Annotated in this window: 19 protein-coding genes, 2 tRNA genes and 1 riboswitch; of the genes, 10 read left to right on the top strand and 11 right to left on the bottom strand. The window is 74.0% G+C overall.

Annotated elements, in window-relative coordinates; all coding sequences use genetic code 11:
* Positions 1 to 316: 316 nt before the first annotated feature.
* Positions 317 to 465: riboswitch (cyclic di-AMP (ydaO/yuaA leader) on the top strand.
* A 7-nt stretch (positions 466 to 472) separates the two neighbouring features.
* From ACZLMO_RS01185 to ACZLMO_RS01195, 3 genes are all read left to right on the top strand, one after another.
* A complete protein-coding gene (locus ACZLMO_RS01185) occupies positions 473 to 1,258 on the top strand; it encodes a C40 family peptidase (RefSeq protein WP_463652644.1) in 786 nt (261 codons plus the stop codon).
* Positions 1,259 to 1,261: 3 nt separating this feature from the next.
* Positions 1,262 to 2,101 carry a C40 family peptidase gene (locus ACZLMO_RS01190; RefSeq protein WP_463652645.1) on the top strand — a complete coding sequence of 280 codons (840 nt, stop codon included), beginning with the start codon at positions 1,262 to 1,264 and terminating at the stop codon, positions 2,099 to 2,101.
* 252 nt (positions 2,102 to 2,353) lie between these two features.
* Positions 2,354 to 3,256 carry a universal stress protein gene (locus tag ACZLMO_RS01195; protein WP_463652646.1) on the top strand — a complete coding sequence of 301 codons (903 nt, stop codon included), beginning with the start codon at positions 2,354 to 2,356 and terminating at the stop codon, positions 3,254 to 3,256.
* Between the two features lie 93 nt (positions 3,257 to 3,349).
* Here ACZLMO_RS01195 and rocD read toward each other — a convergent pair whose 3' ends face one another.
* A complete protein-coding gene (gene rocD / locus ACZLMO_RS01200; protein ID WP_463652647.1) occupies positions 3,350 to 4,561 on the bottom strand; it encodes an ornithine--oxo-acid transaminase in 1,212 nt (403 codons plus the stop codon).
* A gap of 2 nt (positions 4,562 to 4,563) precedes the next feature.
* A complete protein-coding gene (locus ACZLMO_RS01205) occupies positions 4,564 to 5,205 on the bottom strand; it encodes an SRPBCC family protein (protein WP_463652648.1) in 642 nt (213 codons plus the stop codon).
* Between the two features lie 143 nt (positions 5,206 to 5,348).
* Here ACZLMO_RS01205 and ACZLMO_RS01210 point away from each other — a divergent pair.
* From ACZLMO_RS01210 to ACZLMO_RS01220, 3 genes are all read left to right on the top strand, one after another.
* Positions 5,349 to 5,421 (top strand) — tRNA-Arg (locus ACZLMO_RS01210).
* Between the two features lie 273 nt (positions 5,422 to 5,694).
* Positions 5,695 to 10,191: a hypothetical protein gene (locus ACZLMO_RS01215; RefSeq protein ID WP_463652649.1), complete on the top strand. Its 4,497-nt coding sequence runs from the start codon at positions 5,695 to 5,697 to the stop codon at positions 10,189 to 10,191.
* Positions 10,188 to 10,403, top strand: a complete 216-nt coding sequence (locus ACZLMO_RS01220) for a hypothetical protein (protein WP_463652650.1) — start codon at positions 10,188 to 10,190, stop codon at positions 10,401 to 10,403. Before ACZLMO_RS01215 ends, ACZLMO_RS01220 begins: the two co-directional genes overlap by 4 nt.
* Positions 10,404 to 10,589: 186 nt before the next feature.
* Here ACZLMO_RS01220 and mscL read toward each other — a convergent pair whose 3' ends face one another.
* The 3 genes from mscL to ACZLMO_RS01235 form a co-directional block, all read right to left on the bottom strand.
* Positions 10,590 to 10,976, bottom strand: a complete 387-nt coding sequence (gene mscL, locus ACZLMO_RS01225) for a large conductance mechanosensitive channel protein MscL (RefSeq protein ID WP_425714461.1) — start codon at positions 10,974 to 10,976, stop codon at positions 10,590 to 10,592.
* 84 nt (positions 10,977 to 11,060) lie between these two features.
* Positions 11,061 to 11,714, bottom strand: coding sequence for an SAF domain-containing protein (locus tag ACZLMO_RS01230; protein WP_463652651.1), 654 nt, complete (start codon positions 11,712 to 11,714; stop codon positions 11,061 to 11,063).
* 95 nt (positions 11,715 to 11,809) lie between these two features.
* On the bottom strand, positions 11,810 to 12,190 hold the full coding sequence (locus ACZLMO_RS01235) for an FmdB family zinc ribbon protein (RefSeq protein ID WP_463652652.1): 381 nt from the start codon (positions 12,188 to 12,190) through the stop codon (positions 11,810 to 11,812).
* A 130-nt stretch (positions 12,191 to 12,320) separates the two neighbouring features.
* On the opposite strand from ACZLMO_RS01235, the gene ACZLMO_RS01240 reads away from it, so the two are divergent.
* Positions 12,321 to 15,161, top strand: coding sequence for a penicillin acylase family protein (locus ACZLMO_RS01240; RefSeq protein WP_463652653.1), 2,841 nt, complete (start codon positions 12,321 to 12,323; stop codon positions 15,159 to 15,161).
* A 9-nt stretch (positions 15,162 to 15,170) separates the two neighbouring features.
* Here the strand turns inward: ACZLMO_RS01240 and ACZLMO_RS01245 are convergent, their stop codons facing one another.
* Complete coding sequence (locus ACZLMO_RS01245) at positions 15,171 to 15,848, bottom strand: 5-formyltetrahydrofolate cyclo-ligase (RefSeq protein ID WP_425714465.1); 678 nt, start codon at positions 15,846 to 15,848, stop codon at positions 15,171 to 15,173.
* A 127-nt stretch (positions 15,849 to 15,975) separates the two neighbouring features.
* Here ACZLMO_RS01245 and ACZLMO_RS01250 point away from each other — a divergent pair, with 127 nt between their 5' ends.
* Positions 15,976 to 16,596 carry a GNAT family N-acetyltransferase gene (locus ACZLMO_RS01250; protein WP_425714466.1) on the top strand — a complete coding sequence of 207 codons (621 nt, stop codon included), beginning with the start codon at positions 15,976 to 15,978 and terminating at the stop codon, positions 16,594 to 16,596.
* Between the two features lie 218 nt (positions 16,597 to 16,814).
* Here the strand turns inward: ACZLMO_RS01250 and ACZLMO_RS01255 are convergent, their stop codons facing one another.
* Entirely contained in the window at positions 16,815 to 17,609 is a 795-nt protein-coding gene (locus ACZLMO_RS01255; protein ID WP_425714467.1) for a hypothetical protein, read from the bottom strand.
* Positions 17,610 to 17,820: 211 nt separating this feature from the next.
* Between ACZLMO_RS01255 and ACZLMO_RS01260 the strand changes: the two genes are divergently transcribed.
* Positions 17,821 to 19,020: a hypothetical protein gene (locus ACZLMO_RS01260; RefSeq protein ID WP_425714468.1), complete on the top strand. Its 1,200-nt coding sequence runs from the start codon at positions 17,821 to 17,823 to the stop codon at positions 19,018 to 19,020.
* Between the two features lie 145 nt (positions 19,021 to 19,165).
* Positions 19,166 to 19,238 (top strand) — tRNA-Ala (locus ACZLMO_RS01265).
* A 254-nt stretch (positions 19,239 to 19,492) separates the two neighbouring features.
* Here the strand turns inward: ACZLMO_RS01265 and ACZLMO_RS01270 are convergent.
* The 4 genes from ACZLMO_RS01270 to ACZLMO_RS01285 all read right to left on the bottom strand — a co-directional run bounded on the left by ACZLMO_RS01270 (position 19,493) and on the right by ACZLMO_RS01285 (position 22,665).
* Positions 19,493 to 19,786 (bottom strand): SemiSWEET family sugar transporter, encoded by a 294-nt coding sequence (locus ACZLMO_RS01270; RefSeq protein WP_425714469.1) that lies wholly within the window; start codon positions 19,784 to 19,786, stop codon positions 19,493 to 19,495.
* A 1,017-nt stretch (positions 19,787 to 20,803) separates the two neighbouring features.
* Complete coding sequence (locus ACZLMO_RS01275; RefSeq protein ID WP_425714668.1) at positions 20,804 to 21,424, bottom strand: CueP family metal-binding protein; 621 nt, start codon at positions 21,422 to 21,424, stop codon at positions 20,804 to 20,806.
* A 76-nt stretch (positions 21,425 to 21,500) separates the two neighbouring features.
* A complete protein-coding gene (locus ACZLMO_RS01280; protein ID WP_425714669.1) occupies positions 21,501 to 22,091 on the bottom strand; it encodes a DUF305 domain-containing protein in 591 nt (196 codons plus the stop codon).
* Between the two features lie 112 nt (positions 22,092 to 22,203).
* Positions 22,204 to 22,665 carry a DUF6153 family protein gene (locus ACZLMO_RS01285; RefSeq protein WP_425710265.1) on the bottom strand — a complete coding sequence of 154 codons (462 nt, stop codon included), beginning with the start codon at positions 22,663 to 22,665 and terminating at the stop codon, positions 22,204 to 22,206.
* Positions 22,666 to 23,036 lie beyond the last annotated feature (371 nt).

The following is a 23,036-nucleotide window of genomic DNA, read 5'->3' on the forward strand; positions in this document are numbered from 1 at the left end:
TGTCTCCCGCCCCGGCGCCGGGCGTGTCCTCGGCCCGCGCAGGTCACGGCCGATGTGGTTCCGTGACCTTCGGGTCCGCCCCAAGGGCGGGTCAAACCCTCAGGTGGCCGGGGTGTGGACAGAGCGTGACGGCGCGATCTCCCGCACGATTCCGCGGAATTCCGGCACCTGACCGGGGCCGCGTGTCCATTCCGTGACGTTCCACACAGAGTCGTTACCGAGGTGTGACTTTTGGTCTCGGAATGGTTACTGTCCTACCCGTGCCTCCCGCTGGGGGCGCACCCGGACGGACTTCGAGCCCTGTCGCCGCCCCGGGTAGGTGCGAACCACCGCGGCAGGGGCGGGGGAACCAGGTAGTACGGCCGGGCGACCGGTCTTGGGGTGAAGCGCGGCCTTCCGGGCTGCGCCGGACGCTCTCCCAGTCCGAACCCGACAGCTCACCCCGTAGAGGTCACAGGAGAGGTCCCCCATCGTGCAGAGCACTACCCGCCGCACAACGCTCGCCGCCGTCTCGGCGTCGATCGTCGTCGCGGTCGCCGCCTCGTCGGCATCAGCGTCCCCCGCCCCCGAGTCGGCCGTCGACAAGACCCAGGGCACGTTCGCCTCGGTCACCGACGCGGTGGTTCCCACGAACGCCGCGCTGACCGTGGCCGCCGACGCGGCCTACGACGTCGAGACCGCGTCCGTCTTCGGCACCGCCGACGCCGCCCCGGCCCCCGAGCCGGAGCCCGCGCCCGAGCCGGTCGTCCGCGAGGACGAGGCCGCCACCCGCGACGCCGAGCGCGAGCAGGTCGCCGAGGAGCAGGCCGAGGTCGCCGAGGCGCCCGCCGCGGATGCCCCCGTCGCCGAGCAGGCGCCGGCCGAGGCCCCCGCCGTCGAGGCCGCCCCGGAGCCCGAGGCCCCGGCCGCCGCCCCGTCGGCCGCCGGCAGCTCGATCGTCGCCATCGCCCGCCAGTACGTCGGCGTCCCCTACGTGTGGGGCGGCACCTCGCCCAGCGGCTGGGACTGCTCCGGCTTCACCTCCTACGTGTTCGCCCAGGCCGGGATCTCGATCCCGCGCTCCTCGGCGGCCCAGCGCGGCGCCGGCCAGATCGTGTCCGCCGCCGAGGCCCGCCCCGGCGACCTCGTCTGGTGGCCCGGCCACGTCGGCATCTACACCGGCGACGGCAACCACATCGCGGCCCGCAACCCGGGTTCGCCCACGCACGAGTCGCCGATCTACCGCGCGAACCCCACCTACATCCGCGTGGCGGGCTGATCCATGGCCACCTCCACGTTCCAGGGCATCCCCGTGCGCCGAGGCGCCGTCGCGGCGGTCTCCGCCTCCATGATCGTCGCGGTCGCCGCGACCTCCGCAGCCGCCGACCCGGCCGCCGACGCCGGTAGCAAGACCACCGAGCGCGTCTCCGAGATCTCGGACGCCGTGGTCCCCACCAACGCCGCGCTGACCGTGACCGCCGACGCGGCCTACGACGTCGACACCGCGTCCGTCTTCGGCACCGCCGACGCCGCCCCGGCCCCCGAGCCGGAGCCGGCTCCCGAGCCCGAGCCCGAGGTCGCCCCCCGCGAGGAGGCCGCGGCCACGCGGACCGACGAGCGCGCCGAGGTGGCGGAGCCCGCCGCCGAGGAGGCAGCCCCGCAGGCCGAGGCCGCCCCGCAGCAGCAGGCTGCTCCCCAGGAGCAGGCTGCTCCCCAGGAGCAGGCTGCTCCCCAGGAGCAGGCTGCTCCCCAGGAGCAGGCCGCCCCGCAGCAGGCCCCCGCCTCGTCGACGAGCTCGGCCGTGTCGATCGCCCTGCAGTACCAGGGCGCCCCCTACGTCTGGGGCGGCACCAGCCCCTCCGGCTGGGACTGCATCGGTTTCGTCAGCTACGTCTTCCGCCAGCTCGGCTACGAGGTCGGCCGCACCCCGGCCGCCGTGCTCTCCGCCGGCACCCGCATCCCTGCCTCGCAGGCGCAGCCGGGCGACATCATGTACTGGCCCGGCCACGTCGCCATCTACATGGGCAACGGCCAGAACATCGCCGCCTGGAACCCGAGCATGGGCACCCGCGTGGGCCCGAACTCCTGGCTCGGCGCGCCGACCTACATCCGCGTCGGCTGACACCACCGCACCACCGACCTCGCCCCGTCCCGCCTCGAGCGGGGCGGGGCGTCGTCGTCGTGCCGTCGTCGTCGAGCTCGATGCCCGACGACGAACCCCGGCGCTGCGCCCCCGTGGACGCCACGCCCGACGGCGAGGCCCGGCCGCGCAGCGCGCGGGAGATGCGCCCCGGTTCGTGACCTTGGTCCGGTCGCCGATCGCTCCTCAGGCGGCACAATGGTCCTGCACACGTCGCGAGGAAGGGTGAGTGCCATGACGCAGGACATCGTCGTCGGTGCGGACGGCTCGGAGATCAGCCTCGGCGCCCTGGACTGGGCCGCCCAGGTCGCCGCGGTCCGCGGGCTCGGACTGCACATCGTCTGCGCGTACCGGCTCCCCAGCTACTTGGCCGCCGGCCGTGCGGGCACCGTCGTCGTCGACGAGGCCAGCGTGCGGGAGGCTGCCCAGGCGGTCGTCGACGACGCCGCGGCCCGCGTGGCCCACCGCGGCGTTCCCGTGCGCACCTCGGTCGACCCCGGGGACCCCTCGGGCGTGCTCATCGAGCTGTCGAAGGACGCGCGGGCGGTCGTGTGCGGGACGCGCGGGGGCGGCGGGTTCACCGACCGACTGCTCGGCGCCGTGCCGTCCGCGGTGCCCGCCCACGCCCACAGCCCGGCCGTGGTCGTGCCCGCTCCGCGCGACGAGCCGTTCGTGCCGATCCGGCGGATCGCCGTCGGCGTCGACGGCTCACCCTCCGCCCGCCTCGCGGTGACGGTGGCCCTCAACCTCGCCGAGTCCTTCGGGGCCGAGGTCCACGCCGTCGCCGCCGCCCCCCTGACGGCGGGAGCGTCGGCGATGGCCTGGGTCCCCTCGACCGTCGACCACGAGGAGATCCTCGCGGACGTGCGGGCCTCGATCGACGAGGTCGTCGAGCCGCTCCTGGCCGGGCGGGACATCACCGTCCACCGCAGGGCCGTCGACGGTAACCCGGCGGCGGTCCTCGCCGAGGTCTCGGAGCAGGTGGACCTGCTCGCCGTCGGCAGCCGCGGGCGCGGCGGCTTCGCCGGACTCGTCCTCGGTTCCACCTCGCAGGCGGTCCTCGGGCACGCGACGTGCCCCGTCATCGTCACGCCGTCCCGGGTGGAGGATGCGGGCCTGACCCCGGACCCGGCCTAGCCGCGGGGCCCGGCCCCGGACTCAGGCCGAGGCGCGGCCCGGTCCAGGGGCGCGCCGGCGGGGGACGACGGAACGGGCCTGGACCAGCATCCGTCAGGCCGCGAGCTCCACGAGCGCCGCGCGCAGGGCGTCGAGCGCGGCCTCGAGGTCGGCCTCGTCGATCGTCAGGGGAGGGGAGAGGCGCACGGTGGCGCCGTGCGTGTCCTTGGCCAGGACCCCGCGGCGCGCGAGAGCGACGCAGAGGTCGTGCCCGTCGGCGCGCCGTCCGTCCACCGTGAGGCCGCCCGGCAGGTCGATCCCGGCCCACAGCCCGATGCGCCGCGCGCGGGCGAGCAGGCCGTCGGCCACGAGTGCGTCGAGGCGGGCGCCCAGCAGCTCGCCGAGGCGGGTCGCCCGGGCCTGGATCGTGCCGTCCGCCAGCAGCTCGCACACGGCGATCCCCACCGCGCACGCGAGGGGGTTCCCGCCGAAGGTCGACCCGTGGCTGCCGGGGGTGAGGACGCCGAGCACGTCCGCACGGCCGACGACGGCGCTGACGGGCACGATCCCGCCGCCGAGCGCCTTGCCGAGCGTGGTGAGGTCCGCGCGGACCCCCACGAGGTCCTGGGCGAGGGTGGCGCCGGTGCGGCCGAGGCCCGACTGGATCTCGTCGAGCACGAGGAGCGCCCCTGCCTCCTCGGTGATCGAGCGGGCGGCCCGCAGGTAGCCGGCCGGCGGCACGATCACCCCGGCCTCGCCCTGGACCGGCTCGAGGAGCACCGCGACCGTGTCGTCGTCGACCGCGTCCGCCAGCGCCTCGGCGTCCCCGAACGGGACGTGGCGGAAGCCCGGCGTGTACGGGCCGTAGCCCTCCCTGGCATCGGGGTCCGTGGAGAACGAGACGATCGTCGTCGTCCGGCCGTGGAAGTTGCCGTCGGCCACGACGATCGTCGCCCGCTCCGCCGGGACGCCACGGACCTGCGCGCCCCACCGACGGGCCACCTTGATCGCCGACTCGACCGCCTCGGCCCCGGTGTTCATCGGCAGCAGCATCTCGGTCGACGTCAGGTCCGTGACGGCCGCCGCGAACGGCTCGAGCAGGTCGTGGTCGAACGCCCGCGAGACCAGGGTCGAGCGACCCAGCTGGGCACGGGCCGCCGCGACGAGGTCCGGGTGCCGGTGCCCGAAGTTGAGTGCCGAGTAGCCAGCGAGGAGGTCGAGGTACCGCGCCCCGTCCGCGTCCTCGACCCAGGCACCCTCCGCGCGCACCACCGTCACCGGCAGCGGGGCGTAGTTCCGGGCCAGCCGGGAGGCGGGGGCAGGCACCGTCAGACCTCGGCGGGCCGCGCCGCGACCGGGGTGGCCGGCTCCGGATCCTCCGCGCCGTCCGGCAGCGGCTCGGACGGCGGCAACGTCCGCGCGGAGGGGCTGATCCCGGGCGCCCCGGCGACCGGCGGGGCGCCCTCGTCGACGTCCGGCGCGGGGGTCAGCGCCGCCTCGACCTCGAGCAGCTCGAGGCCGCGCTCGAGGACCTCGGCCGGGATCGCCGGCATCGGGACGCCGATCGACGCGAGCGCCTCGGGTGACGCGTCGCCCCAGTGATAGGTCAGCCGGACGCGGGTGCGCGTGCCGCCCGTCCGCACGGCGGTGAGGTCGTAGCGCCAGCCCCAGCCGAGGCGACGATCCGGCGCGTTGACGATCCAGCCGATCGACCGTCCGGGGATGAAGTCGCTGACGGTGTTGACCGTCACGTAGTGGGCGCCCTCCTGGCCGTGCTGCATGTCCATCGTGAACTGGTCCCCGAGGGCCTCGATCGGCCGCGGCGAGCGCGCCCCGCGGAGCATGTCGCTGGCGTCGGCCGCCACGTGGAGGGCGGGCACGGACAGGACGCGCCAGATCGCGTCTATCGGTGTGTCCAGGACCTTCTCGATCACGAGCGCGGTCGGCGTCGTCGAGACGGTTGCGATCATCGGTGCCCCCGATCGTCGTGGCGCGACGTTGCGCCTGACGTGAAGCCTGCCACACGGGATGCCGTTCCGTCAGTCCGGGCCGCCATGTGGTCGGTCCGCGCGGGGCGGGCGGCCCGGGCGCGATAAACTTGGCGGGCCTTCTGGCCTTCGTAGCTCAGGGGATAGAGCACCGCTCTCCTAAAGCGGGTGTCGGCGGTTCGAATCCGCCCGAGGGCACGAGCGCCGCGGCGCCGACGTGACGCGCACGACCTTCAGGGGCTTGCGCGAACCGGTCGACGTCGGCAGAATGGGTGCTCGACGGAGCGTGACGCCTGCCCCCCCTGCGCGTCACGCTCCGTTCTCATGTCCGCACCCTGCGAGGTCCCGACGACGAGACCCGTGGCGAGGATCCGTGCGGCGCCCGGGCCGCACGACATCGCGGCACGACATCTCCGGCGATGTGCGCCCGTGCTCCGCGCCCCACGCCGGTGCCCCGCCTACCCTGGTGGGATGACGCCTCCCCCGATCCCGCCCTTCCGCCGCGGCCGGGACAGCGACCGCTCGCGCGAGCGGACCGTGGCCCGGGGAGACCACGACAGGCCCGCCCGTCGCCCGGGGCGAGCAGCCCCCTCGACGCCGGAGGACCCGGCGAACGGTGACGTCCCCGAGCAGCACCCGGACGGTGGTGCGGGGACGGCGCAGGAGGTGTCCGACGCGTCCGGCCAGGGCGCGGGCACGCCGTCGCCGCAGCGGCGCTCGAGCCGGACCGCCGTCGTCGCCCGCGCCGTCGAGCGGTGGGTCGCCGACCTCACCGCGCTCGGCGCCGAGGGCCTGGGGGACGACGACGACCTCGGGGAGGCCGTCCTCGACCTCACCCACGCCCACCCCGGCGGCACCGCCCAGCTCTACGCGGGTCGCCCCACGCGCCTGTCCAACCTCGTGCGGGAGCGCAACGCCGCCGTCGCGGCCCACCAGCACGCCCGGCTCGTCCGCGCCCGGGCCGAGGACCTCGCCCAGCGCTTCGGGGTGGCCCCGACCTACCTCGCGACCGGGGTCGCCACCTGGTCGGCGCTCCCGCCCCCGGTGGTCGACGGCGACGAGCACGACGCCGACCTCGACCCGACCGCGCCGCCCGCCGGCCGACGCGCGGACGAGGGCGCGGAGGCCCCGCTCGCGCGCACGATCCGCACGCCAGTCTTCCTGCGCGGCGTCCGCCTGCAGCCGGTCTCGGCCGACGGCGAGGTCGAGCTCACCCTCGAGCGCGCCGTCGAGCTCAACCCCGTGCTCGCCCGCGCGCTCACCGAGGCCGGCCTGCCCGGCGAGCCGACCGACCACCTCCCGGCGGCGGGACCGGCCTCGAGCCAGCGCGAGGCGCTCGCGGGGGTGGCCGAGCTCGCCGCGCGATACCTGCCGGGCCTGGAGATCGAGGACCGGGTCGTCGTCGGCACGTTCCTGCACCCGGGACAGGTCGCGGTCGAGGACCTGAAGTCGATGGTCCCGCACCTCGCCTCGTCCGACGTCGTGGCCGCGCTGGCCGGCGACCTCGAGGCGCGCAGCACGCTCGCGACCACCCTCCCGCCCGACGACGGGACGGACCCGGACCCGGACGAGGAGCGCGCGGTCGGGGACGTCGAGGTGGCCGGCGAGCGCGCGGTGCGCCTCGTCACGCAGGGGTACCAGCTCGTCGTCGACGCCCCGCCCGGCGCGGACGACGTGGGCGTCGTCGCGGCGATCCTCGCGGCCTCGGCGGCCGACGGCCGGACCGTCGCCTACGTCCCCGGCGACCGGCGCACCGGCCGGTCGACCGTCGCCCATCTGCACGAGCTGGGCCTCGGCGAGCTCGTCCTCGACCTGCGGGCCGACGGCGGCTGGCGGGAGGAGGCCTCCCGGTCGATCCGCCGCGGCATGGAGGCGCCCGCCGTCACGGTCGACCAGGCGACGGTGGCCCGGACGCGCGAGGAGCTGCGGTCCACGCGCGCCGGCGTGCGCGAGCAGCTCGACTCCCTCCACCGCCGCCACGACGGCTGGGGCGTCTCGCTGTTCGACGCCCTGCAGGCGCTCGCCCGCCTCACCGCCCGCACGCCCGGACCCCGCACCGGTGCCCGCATCTCGGGGGAGGACCTGCGGGCGCTGACCGGGGACGCCCGACGCGGGGCCGCGGTCCGGCTCTCGCGTGCCGCGATCCTCGGCGCCTTCACGCTGCGCCGCTCGAGCACCTCCTGGTACGGCGCGCGGCTGACCACCAACCAGCAGGCCGCCGACGCGCTCGACCGGGTCCAGCGGCTCACCCGGGTCGAGCTCCCGGCCGTCGACGACCTCGTCCAGAGCACCGCCGTGCAGACCGGTCTCAGGCGGGCCACCACCCTGCGGGAATGGCGCGAGCAGCTCGCGATGCTCGACGGCGTGGCCGACGCGCTCGACGTCTTCCTGCCGCAGATCTTCGAGCACTCCGCCGCCGACATGGTGGCGGCGACGGCACCGCGCAACGAGCGCCGCAGCCAGGAGGTCGAGCTGTCCGCGGGGATGCGCCGTCGCCTCACGCGGCAGGCTCGTGACCTCGTGCGCCCCGGCCGGTCGGTCACGGACCTGCACGCCGAGCTGCTGCGCGTCCAGGAGCAGCGGGAGATCTGGCGGCGCCACTCCACCGGCGGCGGCTGGCCCCGGCTGCCCGACGGGCTCGCCGACATCCGCGAGCTCGAGCGTGAGACGAGCGAGGACGTGGCCGCGCTCGGCGCGGTCCTCGAGCCCGACGACGATGCCGTCGCGCTCGAGGACCTCGACCTGGCGGAGCTGCGGCGACGGATCGATGCCCTCGAGGCCGACACGACGGCGCTGCGGACCCTGCCGGAGCGGACCCGTCTCGTCGACGAGCTGCGCGCCGAGGGGCTCGGCGAGCTCGTCGACGACCTCGTCGAGCGGGCCGTGCCGGACGACCTCGTCGCGGACGAGCTCGACCTCGCGTGGTGGAGCTCCGTGCTCGAGCAGGTCCTCGCCGACGAGCCGGCGCTCGCCGGGCGCGACCCCGCCGAGCTGACCGCCGACCTCGCGGACCTCGAGCGGCGCGAGGCGGAGCAGCGGGCCACGCTCGTCCCGGCCGTGCGGTCCGCGACCGCCGACCGGCTGCGCCGCGCGGTGCGTACCCACCGGACCCAGGCGGCCCACCTGTGGGAGCAGCTCGCGGCCGACCGGGGGGCGACCCTCGGCCGGGCGCTCGCCGATCATCCCGAGGTGGCGCCGACGATCCGGCCCGTCCGGGCGGCCGCCCCGCTCCTGGTCGCGCAGATCATCCCGCCGGGCCCCACCGTCGACCTCGTCGTGCTGCACGGCACCGAGCTGCTGCCGCTCGCGCAGGTCGCCTCGGTGGCGGGCCGGGCGCGGCAGGTCGTCGTCGTCGGGGACGTGCGCCGTAACCCCGGCGGCGCCACCCACGCCCTCGCCGAGGTCCTGCCCGCCGTCGAGCTGCCCGCCGTGCGCGGGCCCCTCGTGCCCGGCGCGGCGCGGCTGCTCGCCACGCACGGCTACGAGGACTCCGTCGCCCCGGTCCCGTCCGTCCGCCCCGACGGCGGCGTCCGCCTCGAGCTGGTCGAGGGCTACGGGACGCCCCCGCCGGGCGAGGAGGTCGTCGAGAGCGTCGACGCCGAGGTCCGCGCGGTGGTCGACGCCGTGAGCCGGGAGGTGCGAGACGCCCCGCTCGCCTCGATCGCGGTCGTCACCCCGTCCCCGCGGCACGCCTCGCGCGTCCGTGAGGCGCTGTCCCAGGCGGCGGCCGAGGACCCCGGCCTGGAGGCGGCGCTCGACCCCCGGCTCGTCGAGCCGCTCGTCGTGGCCGACCTCGCGGACGCCGGCGGTCTGCGTCGCGACGTCGTGGTGCTCTCGGTCGGGTTCGGCGCGAACGCGCACGGCCGGTTCGTCCACCGCTTCGGCGACCTGTCCGGCCCCGACGGCCGGACCCGGATGGTGACGGCGCTCGCCGCGCCCCGGGAGTCGCTGGTCGTCGTCTCGACGATCGGCCCCGGCGCCATCGACCGCACCCGCATCCACCACGAGGGCGCGCACATGCTCGCCGAGCTCCTCGACCTCGCCGGCGGTGCGGGGACCGTGCCAGACGCCGGGGCACCGGCCGACGCCGCGGGCGAGGCCTCCGGCGGGACCGAGGTCGCGGGCGAGCAGGCGGTCGGCGCCCCGCCCGCGGGCGAGGCCGGCCCGGATCCCGAGGTCGTCGCCGGAGCGAGCGACGGATCGACGACGGGCACCGAGCGCGCGTCGACACCCGACGCCGAGGCGGAGCACGCCCCGTCGTCGGGCGCGGAGGCCGAGGCCGTCACCGCCGAGCGGCCGGCGGGTGACGCCGGGGTGGACCCGGGGGCGACGGCCCGGCTCGACGCCGCGGACGGCAGCGCGGTCGACGCGGAGGACGACGGCCACGAGCGCCGCGCCGCGGACGACCCCGCCGACCCGGTCGCCGGCCAGGCGGCGCACGACGACGACGCCCCCGACGACGACGCCCCCGATCCCGTCCCGGCCTGGCTGCGCGAGGAGACGTACGGCGAGGTGCGGGCGGCGGAGACGGCCGGGTCGCCCGAGGAGGACACCCGGGACGAGATCCTCGGCGACCTCGTGCGGCGGCTGCGCAGGCTCGGCCTCGTCATCGAGGAGGACCTGCGCGGGGCGGTCGACGTGCCTCTCGCGCTCGGCCACCCGGACCTGCCGGGGCAGCGCCTCGTCGCGGTGCTCACGGACGCGGGGGAGGACGCCGGCGAGCACAGCCTGCGCCGCCGCCTCGACCGGGGCGCCGTGCTCGCGCGTGCGGGCTGGCGCGTCGAGCGCGCGTTCACCGTCTCGATCTTCCTCGACCCGCAGGCCGAGGCCGACCGCCTGCGCCGCGTGGTGCTCGACGAGGTCGCGGCCCGCCGCGGCGCGTACTCCGGGGTGTCCCCGGCCGCGCCGGCCTCGGGCACGGACGCCGACGACGTTGCCGGACAGGGCACCGACGGAACCTGGCCGTGACCGGACGACGCCGACGGGTCATCGCCCTGTCGGCCGCCGACCGGCGCCGGCTGGCCGAGGGCGACCTCGTCCGGCCGGAGGATGCGTTCGACGCGCCCGAGCCGGTCGAGAACGGAATCGCGGCCGACGCCCCTGCGGCGTCGTCCGGGCCGCCCTCGGCCGCCGACCAGCGGCTCCTGCGCGAGGTCCCACCGCACTTCGGCCGCCTCTGACGTCTCCGGCAGCTGGGACGCCTCGGACCTCCGGGGCGCCGCGAGCGCCGTCGCTCGTGCCGGGGGCGGTGCCGCGGACGCTGCCCGGGGCAGGAACGGGAGCGGCCCACCGCCCCGCGGGGGGCGATGGGCCGTCGGTCCGCGGCCGGTGGGCGGCGCCGGACCTGCGTGACGCGGAGGTACCGGTCAGACGTTGCGGGTGCGCAGGAGGTCGCGGATCTCCTCGAGGACGAGCACGTCGTCCGCCTTCTCCTCCGGCTCCTCCTCGTCCGTCTTACGACGCTCGGCGAGCTTGTTCATCGGCATGACCACCGCGAAGTACAGGGCGGCGGCGATGAGGAGGAAGTTGACGAGCGCGGTGACGATCGTTCCGGGCGAGATGGTGGCGCCGTTGACGACGAACTGGCCGATCGTGTCGAAGTTCGGCTGCCCGAAGATCGCGCCGATGAGCGGGAGCAGGACGTTGTCCGTGATGGCGGTGACGATCGGCGTGAACGCACCGCCGATGATGATGCCGACCGCCATGTCGATCGCGTTGCCGCGGGAGATGAACTCCTTGAAACCGTTGAGCATGCTGACCTCCGAGGATCTGTGCAGGTGGGACCGGGGGGTGACGAGAGTGGCGCCGGGTGCGCGCCGGCCCACGCCGGCCCCCGGTCAGCTCGGTCCGAGCACGACGCTCAGCGGGGTCCAGGCACTTGAGCCAACGAGGAGGGTAGCGGTGTCCGGCGTTGCAGAAACATACATGCGAGTGACGTCACTCTCGTCGCCGCCGCCGAGCAGACCACCCTCCTCGTCCTCGACGGCGCCCAGCACGAGCACGTTCTCGGCCACGACCTCGGCCGGTCCGCCGTCGGTGGGCGGGGCGAGCAGCGAGACGCGCAGCCCCGGCTCGGCGAGATGCGCGCTCCCGTCGTCCGCGACGAGCACCGCGACCACCACCTCGCCCGGCGCGGCGGCCACCCCGGCGCCGGCGAGCATCCCCTCGCCGAGAACCGTGCCCTCGGTGAGCCGTACGGCGAGGGGGCGGCCGACCACGGCCTCGACGTCGGCCGGCGCCCCTGCCGGCACGTCGCCCACGGGCAGGTCGCGGGTGCCGACGTCCCCGCGGCCGAGGACGTGGCCGGCCGGCAGGTCGGTGCTCAGCGCGACGGCCGTCGTGGTGGTCGGAGGTGGTGGGCTCAGCTCGCCGATCGCGACGGACGCGGCCCCGGCCAGGCACACCGCGGCGACGGCATGGCGCCAGCGCCACGCGCCGCGGCGCAGGCGGGCCCCGACGCTGCGGGAGGGTGGGGAGGTGGCTCTCGTCATGCTCCGACGCTAGGCAGCGGGGAGAGCAGGAGGCCGCCGCGGCGTCGTCGCCTGTGGACGGGGCTTCGGCAGGGCGCGTTGTGCGCCCGGATGGGTCAGGCGGCGGAGCCGGCCGCTGCCGTGCCCGAGGAGCCCGAGCCCGAGGACCGCGAACCCGACGCGCCCGAGCCGGCCCCCGTGGAGCCGGACGTCGACGCGGGGGCGGGTGCCGGCGTCGTGCCGGTCGAGGAGTCGGACGAGGAGCTCGACGAGGAACCGGCGACGCTCGACGACGAGCCGGATCCGCTCGAGCCGGACCCGGAGCGCGAGTCGGTGCGGTAGAAGCCGGAGCCCTTGAACACCACGCCGACCGAGCTGAACAGCTTGCGGAGGGCGCCGCCGCACTCGGGGCAGATCGTGAGGGCGTCGTCCGTGAAGGACTGCTTCGCCTCGAGCTCGTGGCCGCACAGCGTGCAGCGGTAGGCGTACGTCGGCACCTGGGAGGACCTCCGGTCTCGTGGGGCGGCGCTAGCAGTCGGCCCCGTCGAGTGCCAATGCTAGCGCCGTCGGCTCGACGCGCGCAGTGACCTGCGTCGCCGGTCGACCCGCGCGCCATACGCTCGGGCGGTGGCAGCCCGATCCTCGTCCTCCAGGTGGCGCACCGCGCTCGTCAGTCTTCTCGCCGTGGTGCTCGTCCTGTCCGTGGCGGTCGTCGCGGTCGCGACCTACCTCGTCCGGCGCCCCCTGCCGGACCACTCGGGGGAGCAGCAGGTGCCCGGCCTCACCGCCGAGGTCGAGGTGCTGCGCGACGAACGGGGCGTGCCGCACCTGTACGCGGAGACCGACGAGGACCTCATGGCGGGGCTCGGGTTCGTGCACGCCCAGGACCGGTTCTTCGAGATGGACTACCGGCGCCACGTCACCTCCGGTCGGCTCTCGGAGCTCGTCGGCGACGTCCCCGCGGCGGTCGAGGCCGACATGGTCATCCGCACGATGGGCTGGCGGGAGGTCGCCGAGGAGGAGTGGGAGCTGCTCACCGAGGAGTCCCGCGCGCTGTACACGGCCTACGCCGACGGCGTGAACGCCTACCTCGACGACCGCGAGGCCTCCCGGCTCGGCCTGGAGTACACCGTCCTGTCCCTCAGCACGGACGTCGAGGACATCGACCCGTGGACGGGCGTCGACTCGCTCGCCTGGCTCAAGGCCATGGCCTGGGACCTGCGCGGGAACTACAACGACGAGGTGGCTCGCGCGGGCGCCCTGCGGCCGATGTTCGGCGACGTCGAGGTCGTCGACGGCCTGTTCCCGGCCTACCCCGCCGGGGAGCACGCCCCGATCCTTCCCGAGGGCGGCGACGGGGGCGGGGAGTCGGCGTCCGACGCCCCGGCTCCGGGGGACGGCGAGAGCCCGTCGGGGGAGCCCGGCGAGAGTCCCTCGGATGACTCGGAGGCGCCGACCGAGGAGGCGGACGCCGACGCCGCACCGGATGCGGGGCCGGAGCCGGGTGCCGAGGCCGGCACAGAGGTCGACACCGGTCCGGGCACCGCCCCGATCCCGGAGGCCGGGCCGCTGGGCGGCGCCGTCACCGACCCGATCGCGGGGACAGCCTCCTCACTGACCTCGCACCGGGCGGGCGACGCCGTGAGCTCGGCGGGCAGCGCGCTCGACGCCGTGCCGGTGCTCCTGGGCGAGGGCGACGGCATCGGGTCCAACTCGTTCGTCGTGGCCGGGGAGCACACGGCGACGGGGGAGCCGATCCTTGCCAACGACCCGCACCTCGGGCTCGAGCAGCCCAACCTCTGGTACCAGGTGGGCCTGCACTGCGTGGAGCTGGACGCGGACTGCACGTTCGACGTCACCGGCTTCTCGTTCGCCGGCATGCCGGGCGTCATCATCGGCCACAACGACCAGCTGTCCTGGGGGCTGACGAACCTCGGCGCCGACGTCATGGACCTCACGCTCGAGCGGGTGTTCTCCGACGGCACCTACCTCCGCGGCGAGGAGCGCCTCGCGCTCGAGCGACGCACCGAGACGATCCTCGTCGACGGCGGGGACCCCGTCACCCTCGAGGTCCTGTCCACCGAGGCGGGGCCGATCGTCTCCGAGGTGCTCGGCGACACCCGGGCGGCCGCCGGTGTCCCCGTGCCCGAGGACTCGCCCGAGGCGCACTTCGAGGGGTACTCGGTGGCGCTGCAGTGGACGGCACTGACCCCCGGCCGGACCGGGGACGCGGTGTTCGCCCTCAATCGCGCCGCGACCGCCGAGGACGTCGCGGCCGCGGCCGAGCTGTTCGAGGTCCCCAGCCAGAACATCGTGTTCGCGACCGCCGACGGCGACATCGGCTACCAGGCGCCCGGCCGGATCCCCGTGCGCGGCGAGGTCCCGGACGCCGAGCTCCCCGCCGACGGCTCGTGGCCGCGCCCCGGGTGGGACGAGCGCTACGCCTGGCAGGGGTTCGTCGCGCCGGAGGACATGCCCGCCGCGCTCAACCCGGCCGAGGGGTTCGTCGTCGCCGCGAACCAGGCGGTGCTCCCGCCCGGGACGGAGCCGTTCCTCACGGGGGACTACGACGCGGGGTACCGCTCGCAGCGCATCCGCACGCTCCTCGAGGAGCGGATCGCGGCGGGGGAGCCGCTGACCGTGGACGGTGCGAACGAGATCATGCTCGACGACGCCAGCCCGTTCGGCGAGGTTGTCGTGCCCTACCTCCTCGAGGTCGACGTCGAGGACCCGTTCGTGGCCGAGGCCGTCGCCCTCCTCGAGGACTGGGCGGAGCAGGGCTACCCGAACGACGTGGACTCCGCCGGCGCCGCCTACTTCAACGCCGTGTGGGTCGAGATCCTCGCGATGACCCTCGGCGACGAGCTGCCCGACGCGCAGGCGCCGAACGGTGGGGACCGCTGGCTCCTCGTGCTCGAGCAGATGCTGGCCGAGCCCTCGGACCGCCACTGGGACGACCGGACCACCGTCAACGTGGTCGAGACCCGGGACGAGATCCTCGGCCAGGCGCTCGTCGAGGGGCGCCACCAGCTCACCGCCCGCCTCGGGAAGGACCCGTCGACCTGGCGCTGGGGCGACCTCCATGTCTTCGCGCCGCAGCACCCGGTGCTCGGCGGGGACGGGGTGCCCGGCCTCGTGCGGCGGTACGTCAACCCCGAGCCGGTCGGCGTGCCCGGCGGCTCGGCGGTCGTCAACGCGACGAGCTACAGCACCTCGGCCCGCGACGAGTACGGGCGGCCGAGCTACGCGGTCACCGCGGGACCGTCGATGCGGATGGTCGTCGACATGGCGGACCTCGACGCCTCGACCTGGGTGACCACCTCGGGGACGAGCGGGCACCCGGCCTCGGCGCACTACACGGACCAGGCCGAGGCGTGGGCCGAGGGCGAGACCTTCCCGTGGGCGTTCAGCCGGGCGGCGGTCGAGGAGGCCGAGGACGACCGGTTCGTCCTCACGCCCGGCGGCTGAGCGCCGGGATCAGGCCCCGCGCGCGGGTGCGCTGTCCCCGCTGGCCGTCGTCTCGTACGGGTCGTCGGGCGGCAGCAGGCTCGTGGTCCCCGAGGGCTGGACGACGCCGGCCACCCGGACGTCCTGCGGGCCGTGGGGGAGCGGGCCGTCGACCAGCTCGTCGTCGAAAAGGACGGCCCAGACCGGCGTGCTCGGCGGGAGGTGCTTGAGCACCCGGTCGTACCAGCCACCGCCCTGCCCGAGTCGGTTGCCCTGTCGGTCGACGGCCAGGGCGGGGACGACGACGACGTCGGCCTCCGCGATCGCCTCGGATGGCATCGGGTCGCCGGAGGGCTCGAGCGGGCGGCCCGGGGCGCGCTCCGCGAGGTCGTCGGTGCCGCGGAAGGTGGCCCAGGCCCGGGCGAGCCCCGGCCCGAGCGCCGGCAGGAGGATCCGCACGCCCGTCTCGTGCAGGGTCTCGATCGTCGGGAGCGACGGCGGCTCGGCACGGCGGGAGACGTGGTGCGCGACCGTCCGTGCGCCGTCGAGCAGCGGGAGCACGTGGCGGGCGATCGCGATCCCGTCCCGGGCCCGGTCGGTGTCCTGCCGTCGCGCGCGGTGGTCCCTGACGGTCGCCCGAAGGATCTGCTTCGCGTCGTCGACCTCGAGATGGTCGACGCGCGGAAGGTCAAGGATGCGCCGGTGCATGGCCACCATCATGCCAAGGATCGGGGTCCGAGGCGCGGCGACCAGGGGGGAAGATGCCACCGTTTCGCCCCCGGCGTAGGCGGTGGCGCGGCGGTGCCCGACGTGGGCGGGCCGTACCCTCTCAGGCGTGCCCACGCCTACCACCTGGCCCGTCGAGCTGCACGACGACGAGCTGGTGCTGCGCGGCCTGCGCCGCCGCGACCGACGCCCCTGGCAGGCGCTGCTCGAGTCGAACCGGGCCTGGCTCGAGCCGTGGATGGCCGGGTCACCCGCGCCCGGGCGACCGATGAGTGTCGGTGAGCAGGTCGTGGCCAACCGCAGGGCGGCACGCGCGGGGGAGGCGCTGCCGTTCGTCGTCGTGCTCGGCGGCGAGATCGTCGGGGCCGTCACGGCCCAGCCGGTCACGCGCGGGTCCAGCTGGACGGCATCGATCGGGTACTGGGTGTCGAGGCACGTGGCCGGGCGGGGGATCGCGCCCCGGGCGGTCGCGCTCGTGGCCGACCATCTCATCGACGAGCTCGGCATCCACCGGGTCGAGATCGACGTGCGGCCGGAGAACGCGGCGAGCCTGCGCGTGGTCGCCAAGCTGGGCTTCACGGAGGAGGGCCCGAGGCGGGGGCTCATCTTCGTCGACGGCGACTGGCGCGACCATCGTTCGTTCGCGCTGCTGGCCGGGGACCACGGGCGCGGGCCCGGGGCGGTGCGGCGCCATCTCGACGGCGGTTCGTCGTCGGGCGGGACGGACTGACGCGAGGTCGCGGGACCGACCCGAGGTCGCGGGACCGACCCGAGGTCGCGGGACCGACCCGAGGACGCGGGACCGACCCGAGGACGCGGGACCGAACGGCCCGAGGGCGAGGCGCCGGTCGAACCCGGCCCGGCCCGGCGGTGGAACGGGACCGGCCCCGCCCCGCGGGTGCGGGACGGGGCCGGTGAGTGCGCGGCGCGCGGGGCGCCGGCGGCGGACTACTCGACGGTGCCGGTGAGCTCGCCCTCGAACTCCTCGCCGAGACGCTCGCCGGCGTCGTCGCGGGGCTCGTAGGACACCTCGACCGTGAAGGCCTCGCCCGGCTGGTAGAGCATGACCTCGCCGACCGAGTACTGCTCGCCGGTGCCGAGGACGTAGGTGTCCTCGCCGAGCGAGTCGCCGTTGACCGCGTTGTCGTTGACGCCGTTCTCCTCGAGCAGGTCGGTGTCGGAGACGGACGGCTGCTGCATGTAGGGCCAGGTGTCGTAGCTCAGGCCCGCGTCGACCAGCCCGTAGGTCAGGGTGATCGGGTCGCCGTTGTTGGTGACGACGTAGTTGAGGATGAGGACCTCGTCGCCCTCGTTGACGATCGGCTCGTCGGTGTCCGGGTCCGCCCAGATGCTCGAGCGCGTCGCCTGGCCGGTGCCGACCTGGTAGACGTCGACCGTCACGTCGCCGGCCTCGATCGTGCCGAGTAGCTCGCCGTCCTCGGTGACCTCGTTGGCCCAGGGAGCAGCGGAACCGGCGCCGGCGGACGCGCCGCCCTCGTCGCTCGCGGACTCGCTCGGGGACTCGCCGCCGGCGGCGTCGTCGGAGGGGGTCTCCTCGGACTCCGACTCCTCGTCCTCGGAGGGGGTCTCCTCGGACTCCGACTCGGTCTCCTCGGTGGTCTCCTCCTCCTCCGGTGCCTCCTCGGAGGTCGGCTCCTCGGCGGGCGTGGCGTCCTCGCCGTCGCTCCCGCAGGCGGCGAGCGTGAGGGCGGCGGCCGCGGCGAGCGCGACGCTGGCGGTCATCCTCCGGGTGGTGGTGCGCATAGGGCTGGAGCTCCTGTGATCGTCGGGTGGGGATGCGGGGCGGCGGGCGCCCGGCTGCATCGGCCCCGGGGGGCTCGTCGCAGCGTAGCCAGGGGCGCCGTCCGATTCGGCGCAACGGTGCGGAATGCGGTCGCTGTCACGTCCGCGCGCCTCCCGGATCCTGCCCGCGCGCCGACCTAGCGTGGGATTCGTGGATCTTCAGGGCTACGTCCTCGCCGCGGCGGTGGTCATGCTCCTGGTCTACGCGCTGCCCGCCGTCGCGGACCGCCGTCGCCTCATGGCCGCCACGCGGCTCGAGGACCGGTACTCCGACCGGCTGCGGGTCGTGGCGACCGTCGGTGACGGCGGGCGCCGGGGTCGGGCCTCGCCCGGCCATCCCGGTCGGGTCGCGCGCAGCGCGGCCGACCGACCCACCGCACCGCTGCTGCTACCCGTCGGACCGGAGTCACGCGCCATGAGCACGATCAAGCCCCGCCTCTCCGAGCCGGCGCGGCGTGCCCGCGACCTCGCCCATGCCCGCTCGCAGCGGGCTGCCCGGATGAGTCGACGCGACGCTGCCCGCAACCGCCGCACGATGTACCAGGTGGTCCTCGGACTGCTCGCCGTCGCCGCCTGGGCGCTCGTGCACTACGCCGGCTGGCACCTGGCGGCCGCGATCGTGCCGAGCCTGCTGCTCGTCGCCGTCGTGGCCCTGTCGGTCCGGGCGGCCGGCGAGCGGCGGATGCTCAACTCGGTCGACCGCGCCGAGATCCGTCGGATCGACGGGGAGCTCAAGGAGCTCGCCCGCCGTCCGCGCGCGGCCGGCGAGCTCGAGGCCGGTGAGAGCGCCGAGGAGCGCGCGACCGGGGCGGGCCAGGACCGGACCCGCGCACAGCTGCCCGCCGCGGTCGGCTCGACGGACGCCGAGAGCCGTGCCGACGCCGAGCGCACGGACACGGACGAGCAGGAGGCCACGCCCGCCGGGCGCGCCGCCACGTCCGCCCCCGACGGCGTCGCCGCCCGCACCTGGGCCACGGTCGCCTCCGCGCAGCTCACCCCCCACAGCGACCCGCAGCCTGCCGCCGAGCCCCTGGGTCGGTCGGGCGAGGTCCGCGAGGACGGTCCTGCTCGTGCCCCCCGCACCGAGGACGCCCCGGGCGCGTGGACGCCGGTGCCCGTGCCTGCCTCGCGGTGGTCCGGCGACGGCTCGGGTGCGCAGCGCCGTACCGCCCCGGCCTTCGAGCCGCCCGTCGCGCCGTCCGCCCGCGTGCCGCTGCGCCCGACCCGGCCGAGCTCGGCCGGGTCCGTCGTGGCCGGCTCGGGCGCCGACGCCCCGGCTCCGGACGCACCGAAGGCCCCCGTCCTCGACCTCGACGCCGCACTCGCGCGCCGCCGGGCGAAGGGCGCCTGACCCGCACCTGCGGCCGGCCCTGCCGAGCGGTGGCGTTCGTCGTCGTCGGGGCCCCTCGGCATGACGCAGGACACGGATCGAGGCGCTGGTGAGGGGGTTGCGCGGTGCTAGACTTTTCTTCGCTCACCGGCCCGCCGGGGAGCATGGGGCTATGGCGCAGTTGGTAGCGCGTCTCGTTCGCAATGAGAAGGTCGGGGGTTCGAATCCCCCTAGCTCCACTCGAGTGGTTCGTGAGACAGCGACTCGTCAGCGGCTGGTTCCCCGGATGCGGGGAGCCGGCCGTTTCTCCGTCGGTAGGAGTGCGCGGGCGTCAGGGCGGTTGAGCTCGGACATTGATCTCGCTCCCGTCCGGAGCCTGCCAGGCTGTCGCGCGTCTGGCAGAGGAGGTCGCGCCGATTCTGATCCGCATGGTCAATCGCTTCGGGCCGACCGGACTGCCCTGCCGGGTCCGTTCGCGGTCGAGAGGTGCGACTCAGACGTCCGGTTCGGCTTGCGCGCTGCTCCTCTTGAGTTGGGCCGCAACGGCGATGGTCACGAGTGCCACGGCCGTGGCTACCGTGTTGGGGATGACGAGCGGCCAGTCGTGCCGGGCCAGTCCGTAGAAGGCCCACAGCAGGAAGCCCGGGATGAGCAGGGCGAAATAGCCGAGTGATACATCGTCGGCGGACCGAGTTCGCAGCATCCTGTGAATCTGCAGAGTCGGGGCGATCGCCATGACGACTCCCCACCCCGCCGCCGCCAGGCCAAGAACGTCGCTGAGCACCACGGGAGCCTCCTGCTGCTGACCCTGGCTCTGGTCCTCGTCCATAGTGCACGGGGGGCGACACGAAGATGCATCAAGACTATGTGAAGCAGCGCCCTCAACGTCGACATCGCCACCATCCTCCATCCGGCACTAACCGCATACACATACGCACATCTGATGACGAATCGTGTCTCGAGAAGTGACCGAGTATCACCACGCCTGCGTAGATTTGCAGCCAGCATCTCTTCGCCACGGCCGATGTTAGAAGGTCATGAGACGTGTGCATGCCCTGCGAAGGACACATTGCGCACAGTTGAGTCCCGGATAGTGGTGCAGCGCGGTGACCTCGTGGTCGTCTCAGATATGGGCGCGGTCGCCAGCGGCAAGATCAGTCTCAGGGGCACCACTTTGTCAGCATTGAGCTTCGGCTGTTTCCGCGCGAAACCGAGCCGCTCGAACCGCCGCCAGATGTTCGGTCCGAGTCCACCTGCGTCCATTCGAGGAAGTCGTGAGACAGCGACTCGTGAACGGCTGGACCCCCGGGCGCCGGGAGTTCAGCCGTATTTCGTTGGTGGGCGTGCGCAGGCTTCAGGGCGGTTCGTGTTGCCACATCACGCCCACCGGTACGGTCGCCGGCATATTCCGCAGGGCTCGCAGCTGGCGGCCACGGCTAGGAGTGACGACGCCGTAGGTTGGGCACCCCATCAGCTGCCGCGGCGAGGAGACTGTGACCGTCACCAGTTCCTCGGTGCACTCGGGAGCCTCGACGTGCGCCCCGGGCTGTCCCACGAGGTCGTCCCGCCGTTGGCGTAGTTCAGTCGTAGAAGGGTGCACCAGGCCACTGAGTAGCGTGGCACAACGTCGAGGTCCCCGAGGGTGATCAGCATGACTCGTCACTGCTGGTCATCCAGGGGACCCCGACGCCTACCCCCGCAACCTCAACCCGGCGCGCCCCGCTCCCGACCGCTCACCCGAGCAGCCCCCGATGTCCGAAGAGCCTGTACTCGCCGCCGCGCTGTCGAACCTGTTATCTGATGGTCAGGTAACTCGCAGGGTGGTGATGCACGTCGGGTCATCCTCGTTCAGCGTGGTGATTGCCACTGTCCCTTCCTGTCCTTCATGCGCGATCGAGAGGGTTCCCTCGATGTCGCGAGGCACCCACAACCCGACGAAGCCGTTGTCGAACGTCTCGCGCGTCTCGTTGATGAGAACTTCACCGTCGGCGTCGGTGAGCACGACTTGAACGTCCGCATTGCCGAGTTCACCGATACAGGTGGTCAGGCTGTGGAAATAGCAGTCGTGCGTCTGCTCGCGATAGGGCGCGACGGAGACGTATACCTCGTCCTCGGGCATCGGCAGTTGTGCCTCGCGGCCCTGGTCATCGGTGAGCACGAGAGCGTCAGGCTGAACGGATGCGAGCAGATCAGATGGGCGATCGGCAACGGGCATCGTGTCGAGCCGCTCGATGACCTGCGCGGCGTCGAGTCCCGCCAGGTCGTGCGTGGAGAAGAACTCGCTGTCGGAAGCTTGGTTGCTGGATGGCGGCGTTGCTGATTCGGGGGTGGAGTTTGCGCAACCGGCGAGCACGAGGCCAGAGATGAGCGCCATGGTGGCTGCGGTGAGCAGACTCCCTCGTCGGGTCCTGGTGGGGTTGGTCATAGTTTGATCCTTTGAGACGTGGGGGCAAGCCGGTGTCGGAACGCTCGAGCGTTCCGACACCGGCCCGGACGGAGCGTTAGAGGGAGGCCAAGAGGTCTTCCATCTCCTGGATTTCTGCGGTCTGGTCGTCGATGATCGTTTGTGCGAGCTCGATCGCAGCCGGGTCGCTTCCGTCCTCGACCTGGGTCTGGGCCATCTCGACCGCTCCTTCGTGATGGACGATCATCTGCTCCAGGAACAGGCGCGACGCCTCGGTGCCACTGGCCGCTTCGAGGGCGGCGAGATCCTCCTCGGACATCATTCCGTCGCCGTGGTCCATCCCGTCCATCTCGCGTTCGTCCGGGTCGACGCCCCAGTCATCGAGCCAACCATTGAGCTGGTTGATCTCGGGGCCCTGGGCCGCCTTGATCTCCTCGGCCAACGTCGCCACCTCCGGGTCGACGTCGTCCTTGGCGAGGACGATGTTGCTCATCTCGATGGCCTGCTCGTGGTGGACGATCATCATCGATGCGAACATCACGTCCGCATCGTTGACGCCTGCTGCTTGCTCGGTCGAGTCGTCTTCCGTGACCGGCGTCGAGTCGTCCTCGCTCCCGGCGGAGCAGCCGGCCAGTACCAAGGCAGCGGCGAGGGCGAGCGCAGCGGTCGCCGCAGTTCGGGTAGTCATCAGTGTTCTCCAATATCAACAGTCGCTTGGATGGCACGCGAACCTCGATGGCATCGCGTGAGTGAGGTGGGGAACCCTGGGCGTTCTGGGACGCGCCGGGTTCACCGGCCCCTCACGTGCGACTGATGCAGAGAACGTGTAAGGACGGTGCCCTCAGTGGCACTCGGACGGTGAGGCGGACCTGGGGATGATCTGATCGTGGGTTGCTGTGCATCCATCCAGGGAGGAGACGCGGCGGCATCAGGACGAGCAGCGCGAGCAGAAGCGCGAGCACACACGCCATCGCCATCTCTAGATGGTCGCTGGCGCCGCAGTCCGCACACGCACCCTCGTGATTCTTGGCCGTGTCGCTGGATGTCTGCTGCCCTACTGCCGCGTGGTGGGCCTCTCCGGCCTCAGGGGCGGAAACTGAGATGGCTGCGGGCGCCTGGGCAGTCGGAGTGCCATGCAGGTTCAGCGTATGCATGGCGACCAGGCCCACGATGATCCCGGCAACAAGCAGACCACCCCAGAGGAGGCGCCGGAAGATGCCCCGAGGGGCTCTCTCGGATCGCGTCGCCGGCACGGACACCATCGGGCCAGGTTACCGACCGCCCCTGTGGTCGACCACAAGCCGCCCGGACACCTGACTCATGTGCAGGAGCACCACTGGCGGTGTCGGCCCCGGTCAGCGCAACCGGGGTATCGCCGAGGTGACGGACGGTGAACAGCGGGTCGATGGAGACAGGCCGGGTGTTGTTACCGGGCGTGCGGTGACCCTCGCCGGTGATCGCGATCGCGGAGCTGCTCACCGCGTTCCTTCCTGAGTCGCGGAGGCAGTGAACGCCGGCAACAGGATCGCCTAGATGAACCGCGGCGCGTCATCGGGGTCGAGGCAGAACGTGGCGGCTCCAACAATTGATTGATACCCGCTAGGGGTATAGGGTGACGGTCGTCGTACACAGA

This window comes from Georgenia sp. G2120, assembly GCF_055326485.1.